The sequence below is a fragment of the Streptomyces sp. AA1529 genome (assembly GCF_000280905.1).
Taxonomy (GTDB): Bacteria; Actinomycetota; Actinomycetes; order Streptomycetales; family Streptomycetaceae; genus Streptomyces.
Window position 1 is genome coordinate 1 of the sequence record NZ_ALAP01000019.1, and the last position, 15,747, is coordinate 15,747.

A 15,747-nucleotide genomic window follows, 5' to 3' on the forward strand; every position below is an offset into this window, starting at 1 on the left:
TATCTTCATAGAAGCAGAGAAATCGGGAGGGGTTGGCTGCGATGGCCGACGACGACGCGTCCACCGACGCACACCTGGTCTTCCGCCAGTACCTGGACGCGGTCGGGCTGCACGGCATGGCGGGTGCCGAAGCGGTGGGACTACAGGCCACCGAGTGGTACGCGCTGAGCGTGATCTCCGTGGAGGGCCCGCTCACGCCCGGCGAACTGGCCGTCCGCACCGGGCTGACCACGGGCGCCACCACCCGGCTGATCGACCGCCTGGAAGGCGCCGGATACGTCCGCCGCGCCGCAGACCCGGCCGACCGCCGCCGGCTGCGCGTCGAGCCCGCCGCCGACTCCTTCCCCGCGCTGGAGGAGACCGCCGCGCCCGCCCGCCGCCGCATCACCGAGCTGCTGGAGCGCTACACCCCCGAGCAGCGGGCCCTTCTCTTCGACTACTTCAGCCGCGCGGCGCCCGCCTACCGCGCAGCCGCCGAGGAGGTCCGCGCCGCCGCCACCCCGCCGCACCGCCGCCCCGGCCGCAAGCCGTCCTCGGCGCGCTGACCCGCCACCCCGGGACCCCGGCCCTCCGACCGGCCCTCTCCACAGCGCGCCCGGCGGCGCCGGAGCGGACGATGGCCCCATGGCCCAGCGCTCCGACGAGCCGTCCGACGAGCCGTCCGACGAGCCGTCCGGCCCGGCGACGGGCGTGCCGTCCGGCGAGCCCCCGGACGAGGCGACCGGCGAGCGGTCCGGCGCCCCGTCCGGCGGCGGCTCCGGCCGCCGGACGCTGTGGTCCGGCCATGGGTGGCCGCTGCTGGGCCCGGTGACCGCGGCCCTGTTCGTGGCGTACTTCCTGGTGCCCGAGCACACCCTGGGCCCGGAACGGCCGGTACTGAGCTGGACCGTGTTCGGCATCGGGCTGACGGCCATCGCCGTCCTGCTGGTCAAACACATGCGCGACGCCCTCTTCGACCGGCCCGGCACGGTCGTCGCGCTGGTCTCGCTGATGTGCCTGTCCGTGCTGCTGTTCTCCTCCGCGTACTTCGTGATGTCGCATCACCCCGGCGAGTTCACCGGCCTGCGCACCCGGCTGGACGCCCTGTACTTCGCGCTGCTGACGCTCGCCACCCTCAGCTACGGCGACATCACCCCGCACGGCCAGTCCGTGCGGCTCGTCATCCTGCTCCAGATCGTCTACACGCTGGTCTTCCTCACCGCCGCCGCGACCTCGCTGACCGGAAAACTGCGCCGCAGCGCCGCGAGCCGGCCGCCCCGCGGCCGGGACCGGCAGCGGGACCCGGACTGAGTCAGCCGCCCGCGTCCAGCGCGTCCAGCACTGCGAGATCGTCCCGCAGCCACTGCGGGGCCTCCGGAGCCGCCGCGTACTCCCGTGCGTGCGGCAGACACGCCTCGACGGCCCGGCCCGGCCCCGAGTTCGCATGCACCAGCGCCACCACCACGGTCTCCGCGCGCCGCTCCCCGCACGGCAGGCAGTACCCGGCACCGACCACACCGCTCACCGGGCGGCCTCCCCGTCAGCGAGGGCCGCCCGCAGCCGCAGCGGATCCGTCAGCCCGCGCCCGTCCGCGCCGCCGTACGGCACGGCCCAGTACGGGCCGGGCGGCTCCGTCCGCGTCCGTGCCGGGACGGGCAGCCAGCAGGCGACCGACAGCCGCACCACCTCGCCCTCCCGGGCCGGGAGGCCGCCGCCCCCGGGCGGGACCAGCCAGTACAGCCACGACCGGTGCGGGTCCCCGATCACGGCCCCGCACGCCTCCCCCAGCGTGCGGACGACCCCCCACCCCCGCGCATACGGAACCCGCACCGCGTCCCACCACACCCCCACGGGCAGCAGCGCGAACGGCGCGTGGACCGGCGGAGACCAGGAGGTGTCGGGCTCCGCGGTGGCGCGGAGGCGCGAGTTGGGCGTCATGGGTGCCGTCCCGGGCTCGTGAGGGCGCGGCACCCCGTCGCGCTGGTGCCGCCGTACGCGCGACGAACGTACGGTCGCGCCACGGGGGTCACCAGTGACGCCGTGTGCCGGTTCCGGGCCCGACTGTGACGTGCCGTCCTACTCGTCCAGATGCAGCCGGTCGGCGAGTTCCGCCAGCGGAGAGGTGCGGCGGCGCTCGCGGGAGTGGAGGTCGGCCACGAGGCGGCGGGCCGTGCCGTGGTAGCGCATCCACTCGGGGGCGTCCTGCTCCGCGGCGAGCAGCGCGCGGGTGGCCGCTTCGTCCCGGTCGAGCCCCGTGTGGGCGAGAGCGCGGTCCACGTGGAAGCGCGCGCGCCACGTCGGGGGGAGGGAGGCGAGGTCGGGGACGGTGCGCGCGGTGCCGAGCGCGTCCGCGCAGCGGTCCATCTCCACCTGGAAGTTCACCTTCGCCACGGCGGTGTTGGTGGGGCCGAAGGGAGTCGCGTAGTCGAGTCGGTCGCTGCCGATCCCGGCCGCCGCCGCAGTCGCCATGCGCAGCAGTTCGTCCACCCGGTCGTAGTGGCGTTCGCCCTGCCGCACCGCGGCAGTCGCCGCACGCAGCAGCAGGATGCCCCACAGGGACAGGTCGAGGGGCTGGGAGCGGAACGTCGGCTCGATGCGGGCCGCCTGGGTGTGCGCCACGTGCTCGGCGTCCTCCAGCCGCCCCTGTTTGGTCAGGACCCAGGCGAGAGTCGCCGCGCCGATCGCCTCCAGATGCGGATCGCCCGCCCGGCGGGCCGCGTCCGCGGCGCGCTCCATGGCGGTGAACGCGGCGTCCGGGTTGCCGAGCGCCGTCAGGGTGGTCGCCGCGACCTGGTACGCCTCGGCGAGCACTGCGTACGCCGCCGTGCGGTCCCGGTCGCTGCCCTCGTACGCGCGCACCGCCGCCCGCGCGTCCCGGATCAACTGCGGCAGCACCGCGCCCACTTCGCCCATCCGGCCCGCGCGCCGGGTGCCCTCGGTGGCGCGGAGGGAGGCGCGCAGCGCCCCGGCGGTCGGCGGCTCCTCCGGGTCCTCCCGGTCCGGTTCCGCGCCGTCGCCGAGCAGGTCGGCCACCGGCGACACCGCCCGCCGCAGCGCCAGGACCGACGGCGCGCTCCCGTCCGGCCGGGCCTCGAACGTGACCGGCGTTCCGACCAGTACCGACACATCGACATCCAGCGCCCGCGCCAGTCGGTTGAGCGTCGCCATGCGCGCTGTCCGGCGTCTGTTCTGCTCCAGCTTGCGGATGATGTCGACGCAGACCTCGGCCGACTCCGCCAGCCGCTCCTGGGTCAGGCCGCGGCGGGTTCTCAGCCGCCCGAGCCGGTCACCGATGCTGGTCTCGAACCCCTCGTGCATCGCGCACCCCCACACGTGGACAACTCCACGCTACCCGCGCGGAGGGCGCCGCGCCGCCCCGTTCCCCCTGCGGTCACCCCGAAGGGCAGGGCACGCTCCCCGCCGGGGTGTCGGTCCCGCGTGCGAGGATGCGAAGCGGCCTAGCGAGCGATCGCACACGGGTGGATGGCCGTCCGAAGCCACCGAGTCAGGGACTGGGGCACTGACGATGCGTACCGTGACCATCACCGGAAGCCGTACGGCGGGACACCACGACGCCGCCCACTATGCGCAGCTCTTCACGGCGTATCTGGCGCCGTTCGCGGCCGACGCGCACTTCCACCTCGGCGGCGGCCGCGGCATCGACAGCCTGGCGCTCAGATGGCTGGCGGAGGAGACCGACGCCTGGCTCACCGTCGCGGTGCCCGGCACCCTGGACCAGCAGCCGCCCGAGGCCAGAAACGCCGTCAACCGCACCTGGGACCGCATCGCGGAGATCGTCGAACTGGCCGCCGACCCGCTGGACGACGCCGCCTACCTGGCCCGGAACCGGTGGATGGTGGACCGCTCGGCCATGGTGATCGGCTTCCCGGTCGGCACCAGCACCCAGTCGGGCACCTGGCAGACCCTCGACTACGCCTCCCAGCAGGGGAAGGCCCGGCTGGTCGTCCCCACCTGACCTGACCCGTGCGCGTTGCGGCGCGTGCGCGCTGCGGCTCGTCCGCGGTCCGACCCGTCCGCTTCCCGTCCGCGTTCTGACCCGTGCTCGTCAAGTTGTGCGGTTGCAGTCGGGAAACGGGGGCACTCGGGCCGCGGAGGTGAACGATTGTGGGTCCTTTGCTGCTCGTCCTGCTGCTCGCGCTGATCCTGTTCGGCGCGGGGTTCGCACTGAAGGCGCTGTGGTGGATCGCGGTGATCGTGCTGGTCGTCTGGCTGCTCGGTTTCCTCGTCCGGCCGTCGGTCGGCGGTCGGCGCGGTCGCTGGTACCGCTGGTAGCCGAGCCGGTCGTATCCCTTCGGCACGCCGCCGTCGGGCACCGCCCCCGTCCGCCCGCTCCGCTCCCGGAGCAGGCGGGCGGGGGTTCGCGTACGTCCGGAACCGGCCGGGGGCCGGCGGAAGCGACTCCGGGGCACTTCCGGGTCGTAAGGTCACGAACATGGACACAACCGCCCTCCTCGCGGATGCCTTCACCCGGGTGAACGACGAGGTCCACGCCGCGCTCGGCGGCATCCGCAGGAAGCACCTGGACGAGCCGCCCGACCCGGGCGGCAACAGCGTCTGCTGGCTGATCTGGCACCTCACCCGGGTGCAGGACGATCATCTCGCCGACGCCGCGGGCACGGAACAGGTCTGGCACGCACAGGGGTTCGAGGAGCGCTTCGGGTTGCCCCTTCCGGCCGACGACACCGGATTCGGCCACACGCCCGAGGAGGTGGCCGCCGTCCGGGTGGATTCCCCGAGACCGCTGCTGGACTACCACGACGCGGTGCACGAGGAGACTCTCACCTATCTGGGCACCCTCGGCCCCCGATCCCTCGACCGCATCGTCGACGACGCGTGGGATCCGCCCGTCTCGCTCGGGGTACGTCTCGTCAGCGTCCTCGGCGACACCCTGCAGCACGTCGGCCAGGCCGCCTTCCTGCGCGGCGTGCTGGAACGCCGCTGACCGCAGCCCCCGCCCCGCCCCACCAGGTCCCGCCGAGCCCCGCTGTCCCCACCAGTCCGCACCAGTCCGCACCAGCCGCAAGAGCCGACGAGAGGCGCGCCCCGTGATCCCCCAGCGCACCGCCACCAGCTCGACCCTCACCCTGCACGTCAACGACACCGCGCACACCGTCACCGTCGACCACCGGGCCACCGTCCTCGACGTACTGCGCGAACAGCTCGACCTCACCGGCAGCAAGAAGGGCTGCGACCACGGCCAGTGCGGCGCCTGCACCGTGCTGCTGGAGGGGCGCCGCGCCAACAGCTGCCTGCTGCTCGCGGTGGCGCACGACGGCGCGCACCTGACCACCGTCGAGGGGCTCGGCGACGCGGAGGAGCCGCATCCGCTGCAGCGCGCCTTCCAGGAGCGGGACGCCTTCCAGTGCGGCTACTGCACGCCGGGCCAGATCGTCTCCGGGGTCGGCATGCTGTGCGAGGCCGCCGAGGGGCACCCCTCGCACGCCACTCCGGGCGAGGCGTTGCAGCGGTCCACCGGGGAGCCGGCCGAACTGAGCCGCCCGGAGATCCGGGAGCGGATGAGCGGCAACCTCTGCCGGTGCGGCGCCTACCCGCACATCGTGGCGGCCCTGGAGGACGCGAGCGGCCACGTCGGCCGGCGCTCCGGCACCACCGCGCCCCCCGCGCCCGGCCCGGCGTCCGACGGGGACCCCGCGTCCGAGGCCGGTCCCGCGTCCGACACCGGTCCCGCAGCCGACCGCGATTCCGCCTCCGACGCCGCACCGGCGAGGTGACCCGCGCCATGAAACCCTTCACCTTCGAACGCGCCACCAGCCCCGAGCAGGCCGTCGCCGCCTTCGCCGCGCAGCCGCACGCGTACTTCCTGGCGGGCGGCACCAACCTCGTCGACCTGATGAAGCTCGGCGTGGCGGCCCCCGGGCACCTCATCGACGTCTCACGGCTGCCCCTGGACACCGTCGAGACCGCACCCGGCGGCGGCCTGCGGGTGGGCGCCAACGTCCGCAACAGCGACCTGGCCGCGCACCCCGCCGTCCGCGGCGACTACCCGGCGCTGGCCCAGGCGCTGCTGGCCGGGGCCTCCGGACAGCTCCGCAACCTGGCCACCACCGGAGGCAACCTCCTGCAACGCACCCGCTGCCCCTACTTCCAGGACCTCTCCGCGCCCTGCAACAAGCGCGAGCCCGGCTCGGGCTGCTCCGCCCGCGAGGGCGCCACCAGGGACATGGCGGTACTCGGCCACTCCGAGCACTGCGTGGCCACCCACCCCTCCGACATGGCCGTCGCGCTGGCCGCCTACGACGCGGAGGTCGAACTGCTCGGCCCCGAGGGGACCAGGACGGTACCGGCCGCCGCGTTCCACCGGCTGCCGGGCGACACCCCGGAGCGGGACACGGTGCTCAGGCCCGGCGAACTCGTCTCGCACCTCACCCTGCCCGCACCGCCGGCCGGGGCCCGCGCGGGGTACCGCAAGGCCCGCGACCGCGCCTCCTACGCCTTCGCGCTGGCCTCGGCCGCCGCCGTCCTCGCGCTCGACGAGGACGGCACCGTGCGGCACGCCGCGCTCGCGTTCGGCGCGCTGGCACACCGGCCGTGGCGGGCCCGCACCGCCGAGGAGATGCTGGTCGGGACCCGCGCCGACGCCGACACCTTCGCCCGCGCCGTGGACGCCGAACTGGCCGCGGCCGAACCGCTGGCGGACAACGCCTTCAAGGTGCCGCTGGCCCGCGGCGTGGCCGTGCGGCTGCTGACCGCCCTTGCCGAGCCCCCGCAGCCTGCCGCGCACCGCCCTTCAGGGGCCTGAGGATCCGAGGACGACGACCAGGACGACGACCAGGACGAGGACGAGGACGATGGCTGTGGACGACACCACCTCCCAGGACCGCACCACCTCCCGCGACCGCGCCGGTGCCCGGGACCGCGCAGGCGAACCCGTGCTGGGCTCCCCCGCCGCCCGCCGCGAAGGCCACGCCAAGGTCACCGGCGCGGCTCGCTACGCCGCCGAACACACCCCGCCCGCCTGCGTGTACGCCCGGCCGGTGCCCGCGACCGTCCCGCACGGCAGCGTCACCGGCATCGACGACAGCGACGCCATGGCCCTGCCCGGCGCACTCGCCGTCCTCACCCACGAGAACGCGCCCCGGCTCGGCGAACCCGACGACCCCATCCTCGCCCTGCTCCAGACCCCGCAGGTGCCGCACCGGGGCTGGTACGTGGCGCTCGCCGTCGCCGAGACCCCCGAGACGGCGCGCGAGATGGCACGGGCCGTCCGGATCGGCTACGCGGAGGAGCCGCACGACGTGCTGCTCCGCGCCGACCATCCCGGGCTCTATCACCCCGAGGAGGCCAACGGCGGCTACCCGGCCGACCAGGAGACCGGCGACTTCGACACGGAGTACGCCGCGGCGCCGCACCGCTTCGACACCACCTACACCCTCGGTCCGCTGCACAACCACCCCATGGAGCCGCACGCCGCCACCGCCGTGTGGGAGGGCGGCCACCTGATCGCCTACGACTCCAGCCAGGGCGCCACCCTGGTCGGCACCACACTCGCGGCGCTGTTCGGCCTCGAACCGGCACAGGTCACGGTCGTCTCCGAGCACGTCGGTGGCGGCTTCGGGTCCAAGGGCACCCCGCGCCCGCAGGTCGTGCTCGCCGCCATGGCCGCCCGGCACACCGGACGTGCCGTCAAGGTCGTCCTGCCCCGGCGCGAACTCCCCGCCGTCGTCGGCCACCGCGCCCCCACCATCCAGCGGCTGCGCCTCGGCACCCGCGACGACGGCACCCTGACCGCGCTCGGACACGACGTGCTCACCCACACCGCCACGTTCAAGGAGTTCGTGGAGCAGGCGGCCGTGCCCTCGCGCGTCATGTACGGCGCCGCCGGCCTCCGCACCGGCCACCAGGTGGTCCCGCTGGACGTCCCCGCACCCTCCTGGATGCGGGCCCCCGGCGAAGCGCCCGGCATGTACGCGCTCGAATCCGCGATGGACGAGGTGGCCACGGCCCTCGACATCGACCCGGTCGAACTGCGGCTGCGCAACATCCCCGACCGGGAGCCCGACAGCGGCAAGCCGTTCAGCAGCCACCACCTGGCCGACTGCCTGCGCGAGGGCGCCCGCCGGTTCGGCTGGGAGCGCCGCGACCCGCGCCCGGGCACCCGCCGCGACGGCGACCTGCTGCTGGGCACGGGCGTGGCCGCGGCCACCTACCCGGTCTACGTCTCCCCGTCCACCGCGTCCGTCCAGGTGCTGGGCGACGGCTCCCGGCCCGGCTACCAGGTGCGCATCAACGCCACCGACATCGGCACCGGAGCCCGTACCGTGCTCGCCCAGATCGCCGCCGAGGAGCTCGGCGTGGAACTGGACGCCGTCCGCGTCGACATCGGCAGCAGCGACCTGCCCACCGCGTCGCTGGCCGGCGGCTCCTCCGGCACCGCCTCCTGGGGCTGGGCCGTGCACAAGGCGTGCCGGGAGCTGCGCGAGTCCGGCGGCAGCATCGTCACCGTGGACACCGCCACCGACGTGCGCTCCCAGGAGGACTACGCACGGCACGCCTTCGGCGCCGTCTTCGCGGAGGTCGCGGTCGACACCGTCACCGGGGAGGTGCGCACCCGCCGGCTGCTCGGCGTCTTCGCCGCGGGCCGGATCCTCAACGCGCGCACCGCCCGCTCCCAGTTCATCGGCGGCATGACGATGGGCCTGGGCATGGCGCTCACCGAGCAGAGCACGCTGGACGCCCGGCTCGGCGGCTTCGTCGAACGCGACCTGGCCGCCTACCACGTCCCCGCGCACGCGGACGTCCCCGACATCGACGCGCACTGGATCGAGGAGCACGACCCGCACCTCAACCCCGTCGGCGGCAAGGGCATCGGGGAGATCGGCATCGTCGGCACCCCCGCGGCCCTCGCCAACGCCGTCCACCACGCCACCGGCACCCGCCACCGCACCCTGCCCCTCACCCCGGACCGGGTGGGGGCGTGGGAGTGAGGCGGCGGGCCGCTGCCCGCCGTCCCGGCGGCGGGGTCACTCGTAGGCGGAGCCGTCCTCCATGGGAGCGCCGTAGCAGGCCCGCTCGCGATTGGTCTCGGCCGACGCCTTCAGGATCCGCACCAGGTCCTTGCGGACCCCCTCGCCCTTCTCGGCGAAGGACTCCACGACGACTTGCAGTTCGGTGTTCTCGTCCGCGTCCTTGTTCTTGGTGCAGGGGACAGTGGCGGCGGCACCACTCGGCGTGGACCAGCTCGCCCCGAAGCCGGGGATCTCCTCCGTCCTTCCCTTCACCGACGGATCGGGGTCGCGGAGCGGCGCTGCGGCACTCTGCTGCTGCACGCTCACCCGCAGTGCCCGCTTCCCGTCGGTGTCGATCCCGCACAGCGCGCTGTACTGCCCCTTCTTGCGGGTCACCTTCTGCCGGCCGCCGACATAGTGGGAAGCGGGCACCACCCGGTCCAGCACTGACGCGGACAGCCCGAGCAGGACCGTGTGGCAGGTGTCGCCCGTTACCTGCGAGAGCTTCTTCGGCCCCTTCGGATCCTCGGACTGTGCGAGTGATCCGCCCACCGCCCCCGCCGCGACCAGCGCAGCGGCGAGGAGGGCGAGGAGGACGTAGCGGAGCGGGCGGGTGGGGCGTTCGGGCATCGCAGTCATCAACAATCGATCAGTTGGGGAGGGACGGCACCTCGTCCATGGAGTCGAGGTAGCTCGCGGTCCTGCTGACGCTGTCGTTGGCCCAGCCGAAGCCCTGCCTGGTGCCCGCTTGGCTCAGAGCATTGACAGGCGTGTCCTTGAGACCGTACTGGCTCTGTATCTTGTGCAGCATGGCGGTGTCCGCGTTGACGTTCCGAGTCCGCTCCTTGTCGTAGAGCATGCTGGCGATCTCGGCCTGCTTGACACCCTCGGAACTGGTGATCATCCGGTCGATGTCGTACGCCGCCGCTCCCTCGTACCCCGCGGTCAGCGCGCCCAGCGTGGCGCCGACCACCGGGTTCGGGAACCACTTCGCGTATGCCGTCGCTGCGGTCACCGCGCCGCCGAAGGTGCTGTTTCCCCACAACCGGGCGCTGAGCGAGCTCTTCTCGAACTCCTGGTCCTTGACGACGGCCGGGCCGACCAATGCCTCCTGCCGGGCCATCGCCATGGTGCCGGTTATCTCGCCCGACGTGCCGAGCACCTCGCGTGCGGTCGCCTCGGTCTTGGAGGGTGGCGAGTACTTCTCGTCGGCGGGCACATCCGGATTGAACTGGTGGTCGAGCACTTCGGCGGCCTGGCGTTTCTGGGCCTGCATGAGGTACCCGTACGCCTCCGGGTCCTGGCCGAGGCGGAAGAGGAGATGTGTGGCCTCCCGGTGGTCCATCCCGGCCACGGCCCCGGAGATCGGGTAGAGCTTGGTCTCGGCGGCCAGCGCCTCACTTGCCCCGTCTTCCTTGAGGTCCTCGCCGCCGCCGTCCCGCAGTCCGCGGTAGATGTCGGGCATGTACTCGGACGCCGCACGCCCCAGTCCTTGGCTCATCCCGTGGGAGAGCTCGATGTGCTGCTCCTGGTCGTTGTTGGTCGCGATTCCCTCGATGAACTCGGACATGATGTCCGCCTGAGCCTGGGTGTGGGACGGGAACATCGGCAGATCGGCGTCCCAGTCGTGCCCCGTGGTGGCCGAGGTGAAGGCGTGGCCCAGGGCCACGCGCCCGCCCCGCCAGTCATGATGCGGACCGGAGTCGGGGCTCGGTCCGTCCGGGAACCATTTCCGGTCCCGGAGGACGTAGTCGAAGTTCTCCTTGTCCGAGAAGAAGTCGGTCGAGGCCTCCGCGTTGTGCCCGAGGGCCTCCATGTACCCGGTGAACGGATCCTCGCCCTGGTCGTACTCGGCACCGAAGTTGAGGTAGTTCGGCGGATTCAGGCCGTAGCCCAGCCACTTCCGTTCGGGCACGTCCTTCTCCTCGCGAGAGTAGGGGCCCGGCGTCATGAACGGCTTCTCGTCGGTCTTCTTCAACTCGGCGCCGTAGTGCTTGAGGAAGTCGTTGTCCCACTTCCCTGTCCGCATCAGGTTGCTCATCACCTGGAAGCCGTAGGGCGGGGCCGCCCGGTATGTGCCCACGCCCCCGCTGGCAGGCTGCTCGCCCATCCGCTGGTAGCCCAGGTCGAGGACATCCTTCTTCCACTTCGTCATGGCCGGGGAGTCGGAGTGACTGGCCAGGGCCAGGGTGCTGCTGAGATTGTCCTGAAGGGCACCGAGCTGCTTGTCCACCCCTTTCGGGCGGTCCAGCGGGTCCGGCGGCATCCTGTCCTCGTAGTCCGGCTGAGCCGCCTTGTACCAGAGCTCCAGGACACCCTTCGCGCCCTTGCGGGTGGCGAATTCCTCTGCGAAGTCGGCATTGCCGTCGTTCATCGCGAAGATGCCATTGGCCTTCGAGATCAGTTTCGGATCCCGCTTGAAGTCCTTGTCGCCCGCCAGCTTGTACAGCGCGTCGACATCCTTCTTGGCCTGCATCTTCGGGGTGTCGCCGCTGAAGCCGTCGCCGTGCGGGTCGAAGGTCAGAGCCTTCTTCAGGTCCGCGTCGGCCTCGGCCGCGTCGCGGAGGGCCTTCTCGATCTTCTTGTTGAGGTCCGTGATGACCTCGTGGTAAGCCTTCCTGATTCCTGAGCCGTCCTCACCTCCGGGCGGATCGACGTAGACGACGCCGTCCTTGGTGTTCAGCTTCAGGTAGTTCTTTCCGCCGCCCGTCGGCTTCTCGGACACCGTGGACTCGACGTCCACCAGGTCCTTCTTGGCGTTCTCGAACACCTTCAGGCAGCGGGACATCTCCTTCCCGAGCCACTCGGCCTGTCCGGCGGCCTCCGTGACCTGATTCTGGACGACCTTGAAGTGCTTGACCGCCGCCTTGTGGGAGTCGCCGTGCCAGCCGCTCCGTTCGGTGCTCATCGGTTTGGTGACCGTGCGGTCGAAAGACGTGTGGACTTCCCTGAAGTCCTCCGGGAGTTTTTTCCACGCCTTCACCACCGCTTGCAGCGCGGTCAGGTTGACGTGACGCACCGTCTGGTAGTCGAGAGTGTCGCTCATGGATCGGCTCCCCCTAGGACTTCGGCTCGGTCGAGGGCACTGTCGGCAGCGGGGGGCCGTACACCGGCTTCTGCGACGGCGGTGGCTTCAGCAGTGGGTACGGGTCCGTGGAGAACGGGTACTGCGGAGTCGTGGAGAGCAGCGGCTTCCGGTTCGGATCCAGGAGGTACTTGAGCGGGTGCTCCTTCCGGTCCCGGTCCTCGGCGATCTTGTCCACCTGCTCCTTGGTGTACACATCCCCCTCCAACGTCTTCGCCGTGACGTTGCGGAGCGCCGTGGCCGTGTTCGCGAACTGCTTGCGCAGATGCTTCATCTGGCCGCGCCACATCTCCTGGAACGTCTTGAAGGCGTCGTCGCTGGCGAAGCCCTTCATCGACCCGGGGACCTGTTCCATCTCCCGCATGGCGGCGTTGTCCACCTTTTGGAAGGCGGTGTCGACCTTCTCCACCTTCTTGGCCGTTGCGTCGAGTACGGAAGGCGTCACTTGGAGCCACTTTCCGTCACCCTTGCCGTCAGCGCCGTTCAACTGCATGGCGGTGGAGGACTGCTTGTCCCGCGCTCCGGCCACCAACCCGGCCCATTCCTGCTCGAATGACACGAATCCCCGCTTCCGCCGGTGAACACTGCCGATCCTCTGAGGAACTTACAAGGGAAGTGGATCGAACGTCTCCCAAATACACGTGAAGAAAGTGCGGTTGGTTCCGGAACCGTCCCAGGTGTCGCTCCCATGGGCCCGTGTCGGGCTCCGTGCCGCTGTGTCGGACTCGTGCGCCGGGTGCCGTCGTGCGGCGTCATGTGTGGCTTGCGCGGGGCGGCGGGCCGGTGCACGGGGTCTCCGGGGCGGGGTGCGGGAGGGCGGGATGCTCGTCGTCCGGCGCGGGTGGGGCGCTGGGGCGCTGGGGCGCTGCCGGGCCGGTGTCCGTCCCGAGTCGGACCGGTGCGCGGCCGGACTCGAACGACCCGGGTCGGCTCCGCGTGCGACGAGCTGCGGCCGCTCGTACGGTGAAAAGGGACGGACGCGCGGCGAAATCATCCCGTGCGGTGCGGCGAATGCCGGGTGCCGGCACGGTTGGGCGCCGCACGGCGGTACCGGTGGTACTCCCGGTACCGGCGGAACCACGGGACGAGGTGGCGGCCATGCCCGAACTCCCGGACGTCGAGAGCTTCCGCGAAATCCTGGCCGACTGCGCTCGGGGCCGGACGATCCGGCGGGTCGAGGTGCGCGACTCCGGCGTCCTGCACGGCACCAGCGCGCGGCGGTTCAGCCGGGACCTGGCCGGGCGCGAGGTGCGGGAGCCCGAGCGGCACGGCAAGTGGCTCCTCGTGCACACCGACGGCCCCACTCTCCTGCTCCACTTCGGCATGACCGGCCGCCTCGTGTGCGCGGACGCGGACGATCCCCCGCACCGCCACGACCGGATCCTGTTCACCCTCGGCGACACCCGCCGACCCCGCCAGCTCCGCTACCGGGACCAGCGCAAACTCAAAGGACTCTGGTACGCGGACGACCCGGAGGCCGCCCGCCGCCTCGACGAGCAGGGCCCCGACGCACTGACCGTCTCCCGGGCGGCCCTGGACGCGGCCCTCGCCGCTCGCCGTGGCCGGCTCAAGGCCGCGTTCCTCGACCAGTCCTTCCTGGCCGGGCTCGGCAACCTGCTCACCGACGAGATCCTGTGGCAGGCCCGGCTGCACCCCGCACGCACCACCCGCTCCCTGACCGAGGACGAGCGCGCGGCACTGCACCGGACGCTCCGCCGCGTGCTGCGCACCTCCGTCCGCGCCGGGCACGTCCCGCCCCGCGACACCTGGCTGACCGGCCGCCGCGACGCCCCCGGCGGAGCGCCCTGCCCCCGCTGCGGCACCCGGCTCCGCTCCGCCCCGGTCGCCGGCCGGACCACACTCTGGTGCCCGCACTGCCAGCCCGCGCCGTCCCGGTAGCGGGCTGCGGCTCGGCCACGGGCGTCGGGGTGCGGAGGTGGTCGCGCGGTCGGGGGTGCGGTGCTGTCGTCCGCCGTCAGGGCGTGGGTGCGGAACCGGCCGGGCGCTGTCGAGCGGGTGCGGAACCGGCCGGGCGCCGCACCGGCCGCGAGGCCGTCATGAGGTCTCCGTTCCCGTTCCTGTCCCCGTCCCCGTCCCTGTTCCTGCCTCCGGCCCTGTTCCTGTCTCCGTCTCCCGGGTGCGGGCCTGGTGCCGGCGGGCTTTGAGCCGGTTCCCGCAGGTCTTCATCGAGCACCACCGTGCGGTGTTGGCGCGGCTGCGGTCCAGGAGGAAGAGGCGGCAGTCGGGGTTCCCGCACGGCCGCAGCCGGCCGGGCAGGCGCTCTTTGACGTCCGCCCAGGCGAGCACGAGCTCCACGGCCGGCCGGCGCTCCGGCGGCATCTCCACGTGCCACTCGATCCCGGAGGGGACGGGCCGCGGGACCTTGCGGACGCCGGCCAGGATCCGGCGCAGCCGCGGTTCCGCGGGCGCGCCGGACTCCACCGCCTGGAGCGCGTCCCGCGCGGTGCGCAGCCATCGGCGCTCCGCGTCGCCGCCGTGGCCCCCGTGCTCCCGTGCCCATCTGTCCAGCTCGTGGTCGTCCCGCCACAGGTCGCGGCGTCGGCCGTCCACGACAGGGGTGCTGTTCAGCGCCTGCATCAGGGCTTCGTCGTCCAGCACGGCACCCACCTCCCCACTCTGCTCGCATAACCCCATCAAGCTGTTTGACAGGTTACTCCATGGGCGGTGTACTGGCTCTCGACGGTAACCCTCATAAGACCTCGAAGGGGTTAGACATGGTTGAGATCCGCCACCACTACGCGACCGTCCGGGGACACCGGCTCTTCTACCGGGAAGCGGGACCGCGCGAGGCGCCCACGCTCGTCCTCCTGCACGGCTTCCCCACCAGCTCGCGCATGTTCCGCCACCTCGTCCCGGCGCTGGCCGACCGGTTCCACGTCATCGCCCCCGACCACCTCGGCTTCGGCAACTCCGACGCCCCGCCCGCCGACGCCTTCACCTACACCTTCGACTCCCTGACCGACCTCACCGAAGCCCTCCTGGCCCAGCTCGGCGTCACCCGCTACGCCGTCTACGTACAGGACTACGGCGCCCCCATCGGCTGGCGGCTGGCCCTGCGCACCCCGGACGCGGTCACCGCCGTGATCACGCAGAACGGAAACGCCTACGACGACGGCTTCGTACCGGACTTCTGGGAGCCCGTCTGGGCGTACTGCGAGGATCCGGGCCCCCGCACCGAACCCGCCGTCCGCGGCGCGCTCTCCCTCGACGCCATCCGCTGGCAGTACCTGCACGGAGTGGACCGCCCCGAACTGGTCGACCCCGACACCTGGGCCGCCGACCACCGCGAGGTCAACCGACCGGGCCTCGACCTCGTACAGCTCGCCCTGTTCCGCGACTACGCGAGCAACCCGCCCCTCTACCCCCGCGTGCACGCCTACTTCCGGGAACGGCAGGTCCCCCTGCTGGCCGTCTGGGGCGCCGGCGACGAGATCTTCGGCCCGGACGGCGCCCGCGCCTTCGCCCGGGACCTGCCGGACGCGGAGATCCATCTGATCCCCGGCGGCGGACACTTCCTCCTCGAGAGCCACCTGGACACCGTGGCCGGATACCTCCGCGCCTTCCTCACCGGCCCGGCCGCGGCGGCGCTGAGGCGCGCGGAGTCCTCCGCGGACGGATGACCGCGCGACGGACACCAGGGCCGGAGCCGGATACGGCGAGCCCTGCTCGCCGGAC

16 protein-coding genes and 1 pseudogene are annotated in these 15,747 nt (G+C 72.6%); 10 read left to right on the forward strand and 7 right to left on the reverse strand.

The features are described 5' to 3' along the window. Positions 1 to 41 precede the first annotated feature (41 nt). Positions 42 to 545 carry a MarR family transcriptional regulator gene (locus A949_RS0105395; RefSeq protein ID WP_019354986.1) on the forward strand — a complete coding sequence of 168 codons (504 nt, stop codon included), beginning with the start codon at positions 42 to 44 and terminating at the stop codon, positions 543 to 545. Positions 546 to 624: 79 nt separating this feature from the next. Next, on the forward strand, positions 625 to 1,290 hold the full coding sequence (locus A949_RS32570; RefSeq protein ID WP_019354987.1) for a potassium channel family protein: 666 nt from the start codon (positions 625 to 627) through the stop codon (positions 1,288 to 1,290). 1 nt (position 1,291) lies between these two features. Here A949_RS32570 and A949_RS32575 read toward each other — a convergent pair whose 3' ends face one another. From A949_RS32575 to A949_RS0105415, 3 genes are all read right to left on the reverse strand, one after another. Continuing rightward, on the reverse strand, positions 1,292 to 1,504 hold the full coding sequence (locus tag A949_RS32575) for a hypothetical protein (protein WP_019354988.1): 213 nt from the start codon (positions 1,502 to 1,504) through the stop codon (positions 1,292 to 1,294). Then, a complete protein-coding gene (locus A949_RS37145) occupies positions 1,501 to 1,917 on the reverse strand; it encodes a hypothetical protein (RefSeq protein ID WP_019354989.1) in 417 nt (138 codons plus the stop codon). The genes A949_RS32575 and A949_RS37145 overlap by 4 nt, the downstream gene beginning before the upstream one ends. Before the next feature lie 138 nt (positions 1,918 to 2,055). Further along, a complete protein-coding gene (locus A949_RS0105415) occupies positions 2,056 to 3,297 on the reverse strand; it encodes a helix-turn-helix domain-containing protein (protein WP_019354990.1) in 1,242 nt (413 codons plus the stop codon). A gap of 208 nt (positions 3,298 to 3,505) precedes the next feature. On the opposite strand from A949_RS0105415, the gene A949_RS0105420 reads away from it, so the two are divergent. The 6 genes and pseudogenes from A949_RS0105420 to A949_RS0105445 all read left to right on the forward strand — a co-directional run bounded on the left by A949_RS0105420 (position 3,506) and on the right by A949_RS0105445 (position 8,945). Beyond that, the gene (locus tag A949_RS0105420) at positions 3,506 to 3,955 is read left to right on the forward strand and encodes a DNA-processing protein DprA (protein ID WP_019354991.1); all 450 of its coding nucleotides are present in this window, start codon (positions 3,506 to 3,508) and stop codon (positions 3,953 to 3,955) included. Positions 3,956 to 4,104: 149 nt separating this feature from the next. Beyond that, positions 4,105 to 4,272, forward strand: a complete 168-nt coding sequence (locus A949_RS0105425; protein WP_026004365.1) for a DUF5670 family protein — start codon at positions 4,105 to 4,107, stop codon at positions 4,270 to 4,272. Positions 4,273 to 4,432: 160 nt separating this feature from the next. Beyond that, the gene (locus tag A949_RS0105430) at positions 4,433 to 4,942 is read left to right on the forward strand and encodes a mycothiol transferase (protein ID WP_019354993.1); all 510 of its coding nucleotides are present in this window, start codon (positions 4,433 to 4,435) and stop codon (positions 4,940 to 4,942) included. A gap of 103 nt (positions 4,943 to 5,045) precedes the next feature. After that, a pseudogene (locus A949_RS0105435) lies at positions 5,046 to 5,582 on the forward strand (2Fe-2S iron-sulfur cluster-binding protein); the annotation flags it as partial. A gap of 158 nt (positions 5,583 to 5,740) precedes the next feature. Beyond that, entirely contained in the window at positions 5,741 to 6,760 is a 1,020-nt protein-coding gene (locus A949_RS0105440; RefSeq protein WP_019354995.1) for an FAD binding domain-containing protein, read from the forward strand. A gap of 49 nt (positions 6,761 to 6,809) precedes the next feature. Further along, on the forward strand, positions 6,810 to 8,945 hold the full coding sequence (locus tag A949_RS0105445; protein ID WP_078565344.1) for a xanthine dehydrogenase family protein molybdopterin-binding subunit: 2,136 nt from the start codon (positions 6,810 to 6,812) through the stop codon (positions 8,943 to 8,945). A 36-nt stretch (positions 8,946 to 8,981) separates the two neighbouring features. Here the strand turns inward: A949_RS0105445 and A949_RS0105450 are convergent, their stop codons facing one another. From A949_RS0105450 to A949_RS35420, 3 genes are read right to left on the reverse strand one after another with little or no spacing between them, the layout of a single operon-like run. Continuing rightward, the gene (locus A949_RS0105450) at positions 8,982 to 9,605 is read right to left on the reverse strand and encodes a hypothetical protein (RefSeq protein ID WP_158687549.1); all 624 of its coding nucleotides are present in this window, start codon (positions 9,603 to 9,605) and stop codon (positions 8,982 to 8,984) included. A gap of 10 nt (positions 9,606 to 9,615) precedes the next feature. After that, positions 9,616 to 12,012 carry a hypothetical protein gene (locus A949_RS0105455; RefSeq protein WP_019354998.1) on the reverse strand — a complete coding sequence of 799 codons (2,397 nt, stop codon included), beginning with the start codon at positions 12,010 to 12,012 and terminating at the stop codon, positions 9,616 to 9,618. Between the two features lie 13 nt (positions 12,013 to 12,025). After that, complete coding sequence (locus tag A949_RS35420; RefSeq protein WP_158687550.1) at positions 12,026 to 12,610, reverse strand: WXG100 family type VII secretion target; 585 nt, start codon at positions 12,608 to 12,610, stop codon at positions 12,026 to 12,028. A 539-nt stretch (positions 12,611 to 13,149) separates the two neighbouring features. Here A949_RS35420 and A949_RS0105465 point away from each other — a divergent pair. Beyond that, on the forward strand, positions 13,150 to 13,950 hold the full coding sequence (locus tag A949_RS0105465; protein WP_026004367.1) for an Fpg/Nei family DNA glycosylase: 801 nt from the start codon (positions 13,150 to 13,152) through the stop codon (positions 13,948 to 13,950). A 156-nt stretch (positions 13,951 to 14,106) separates the two neighbouring features. Here A949_RS0105465 and A949_RS0105470 read toward each other — a convergent pair whose 3' ends face one another. Next, positions 14,107 to 14,670 carry a CGNR zinc finger domain-containing protein gene (locus A949_RS0105470; protein ID WP_019355001.1) on the reverse strand — a complete coding sequence of 188 codons (564 nt, stop codon included), beginning with the start codon at positions 14,668 to 14,670 and terminating at the stop codon, positions 14,107 to 14,109. A gap of 116 nt (positions 14,671 to 14,786) precedes the next feature. On the opposite strand from A949_RS0105470, the gene A949_RS0105475 reads away from it, so the two are divergent. Continuing rightward, positions 14,787 to 15,692: an alpha/beta fold hydrolase gene (locus tag A949_RS0105475; protein WP_019355002.1), complete on the forward strand. Its 906-nt coding sequence runs from the start codon at positions 14,787 to 14,789 to the stop codon at positions 15,690 to 15,692. The last annotated feature ends 55 nt before the right edge of the window (positions 15,693 to 15,747 follow it).